This window comes from Undibacterium sp. GrIS 1.2, from assembly GCF_040544435.1.
Lineage (GTDB): Bacteria > Pseudomonadota > Gammaproteobacteria > Burkholderiales > Burkholderiaceae_D > Undibacterium.
Map to the genome: position 1 here is coordinate 1 of NZ_JBEONP010000122.1, position 3,163 is coordinate 3,163.

The 3,163-nt window shown below is 42.8% G+C and carries 1 protein-coding gene; it reads left to right on the plus strand.

Going from position 1 to position 3,163, the window contains the following annotated elements:
* The first annotated feature begins 200 nt into the window (after positions 1–200).
* A complete protein-coding gene (locus AAKU61_RS22275; RefSeq protein ID WP_354335790.1) occupies positions 201–2,945 on the plus strand; it encodes a DUF1631 family protein in 2,745 nt (914 codons plus the stop codon).
* The last annotated feature ends 218 nt before the right edge of the window (positions 2,946–3,163 follow it).

The window sequence follows — 3,163 nt, forward strand, 5'->3', positions numbered from 1 at the left end:
TTCATCTTGCCAGAAATGGCCGCTCCTTTCTCATCTATTTTGCGCTTCTCGCAATAAAATTACTCTCCGGTGTTTCGTTTTGCAAGAACCTCAAAAGCTCTTATATTTTAAGCGTATTGCAATATACATAACTTCGGTATTTGGTTTATAGTTCGGATTGTTCTCCATGCAAGCTGCCAAGCTTAAATACAAGGAAGAATATGGATCCAAACGAATTACTAGCCAGCACGCGTGCAGAATTTATGCGCGCGTTTTTAGTTGCTGTGCAAAAAACTTTGCCGCGAAGTATAGAGGCTTTATTTGTGCGCGCAGATGCCAGTTACTCATCCGAGCAAGGTCGCTTGCTGAACGCACGAGCGGTGCTCCGAGACAAAGGCGAATCTTTGACCCAGCAAATGGGGAAAAGTATGGAGCAGTTGCTCAATCGTAGTTTTCAAACCACTTACAATACTTTCCGTCCATCATCTGCGTTGACTGCCAGCGCGGACAGCCTCTCTTTAGTGGATTCTTCTGCTTTTGAAGACGAACTACGTATTAACGATATTACTAAAAGGTTTCGCAGCGAGGCTGAAGAGCAGTTGCGCGATCTTAATATTCGAGTAGCATTGTTATTTGGTCAAGACACCATCAAGGAAAGAGAAAATCCTTTTCGCCCTTATTTGTTCTCGCGCTGTATTGCAACTGCAATTGAAAATTTTGGACTCAGCACAGACCTGTCAACGATTTTACTGGAACAATTGGCAGAGAATTTTGCGGTGTTTGTATCGACTGTTTATAACGATGTAAACACGCATTTGGCCAAACATGGTCTGGCGGCGCAATTGCAACTGAAAATAAAAAAATCCCCAACTTCAACTCTACTATCATCGGAAGATGCCTCAATAAGTGATGCGACTGATGACGATGATTTAGAGCAATTGTCCCCGAGCAGTCGATCACGCTTTTCTGATTCTTCTAGCTATAAAATTGATGGTAAGCGGTATGACGTAGACTCTAGAGCTATTTCTACAGACACGCCAAAACGTCGCATGGAGCAATTATTTAATTCTTTGCGTGGGATGACCAACGGTTTATCTACAAGTAACCAGTACTCTGGCTTGGATTCTAATGCCTCTCAACAGCCTCAACCCGTTGACCTCACCGCAGCTAAAGATGCCAAAGAGAGTAAATTTGGCTGGTTGTCAGGTGGGCAGACTGTAGGTAGCGCACTAAGAAAATTTTTCTCTAATGATGCTCCTCTCGAGGATAAGGCCGCCGCAGCCGGGTTTAGAAATAGCGGTATGCATGGAATGCAAAACTCTGGGAGTGAGCTTCAGCCAGATGCCTCGTCCTATGATCCGCGTACTTCTGGTATTAATAGGAGAGAAACTTATAGCGCCGATAATCAGAGCGGCAAGATATACGGTAACGCTACCGATTCGGCTGGTCAAGCAATACCCTCCGCACATAATATCGTTCGTGGTGACGGGGCAGTTAACAACGATACGATTAAAACAGAGTCCAATAATGGTACTCATCTTTCTCAGTCTTTGAGTGGTATGCAGCGATCTTATACGCCCTCTACTGCCGATATACTGGACGGAAAAGGCGAGGTTCGTAATCTTATTTTAGAGCAAAGATCTTCTCTTAATGAAATGACTAAAAATGTCGATGAGCAGATGACTATCGACATTGTCGCGATGCTATTTGAATTTATTTTGCGTGATAATCAAGTCCCGGCCGAGGTTCGCGCGCAGCTAGGACGATTACAATTTTTAGTATTGAAGGTTGCCTTAAGAGATACATCTTTGCTAACTCAAAAGGGACATCCGGCTCGCATGTTGGTCAATCGTATTGGATCAATTTCTTTGGGTTTGAAGCAGCTCGATCCAAGTGGCAAACATATCACCGAAGAAATTTGTCGTATTGTGGAAGCTTTGCTGCAAGACGAGAATGAAAGTCCGTCGTTGTTCGCCAAAATGTTAGACGAATTCGATGCCTTTATTGCCAAAGAGCTTAGGGCTAGTGATAAAAATATTGAGCGCACGATTGATGCTGTTGAGCAAATACAAAATCGCACGCTTCGTTTCGCACACACTGCGGCGCAATTGGGGGAGGCCTTGCAAGGACTGACAATTGATAGTTATTTGCAAGATTTTTTAGAAAATACATGGGTGCATTCAATTGAGCTAGCCGAGCGTAGCGATTCGAAGCGTGCGCGCCGTTATCGCTTGCTAGTACCGGATTTGCTGTGGAGTATTATCCCAAAGCTCAAAGAGGACGACCGAGCGCAATTGTTTGCTTTGCTTCCTATTATTCTGAATACCTTACGTGAAGGCCTTGCATTAATTACTTGGGATTTAATGCAGCAGCAAAAATTATTAAACTGGCTGGTCGATGCGCACACTAATGTATTGCGATCCTCGCATTCTCAGACCTTCACCCATGTACCTACTTTGTCTGCGATTCACGAACATTTTAGTAACTTCGTAAATAACCCTGAAGCTGGTCATAATGAATCTTATGATCCAAGTAATTTGACAAAAAATCAGCACTATTTAGAGCAAGCAATTAAAGACTTGGATTTAAAAGTACAAATGCTTGATCAAATTTTTGATCGAGAATTGCCGGCTGAAGGTAAAGACGTAGATACCGCAGAAACTCAAATTGAACTAAGTCCTGAATACATCCAGGAGAAACTACGTAGCGGAGTCGCACTGGAAATTAATTTAGGTGGTAATCCAAGCATAGGGCGGCTTAATTGGGTAAATCCTAACTTTAGCAATCTTGTTCTTAGTTTAGAGGGACAGAATAAGCCTTCAGTAGTTAGTGCCCGTATGTTTAGGCGAATGATTAGTCACGGAAGAGTTCGTTTTTTGGAAAAAGAGCCACTCTTTGAACGTGCTGTGCAGTTTTTGCTTTTATCAGCAGATCAGATTGATAAGACTAGTAGCCTGAAAAACTAAATATGTATTGAGTCCCTTTTTTAGCCTGATTTTTACCTGATTTAATGCCCCCTCCTTAAAAATATAAACGACGAATTTAGTTATAGTGCAATAATCCGCAACTATTGCATGTATCCATGCAATAGCGCTTGCCAAAGGGAGGGTAGGTTTGCTATAGTTCGGCTCCCGTCGAGAGGCGGGGAAGTAGAGGTAAGAAAGATAGTGAAACACAAGAAGTG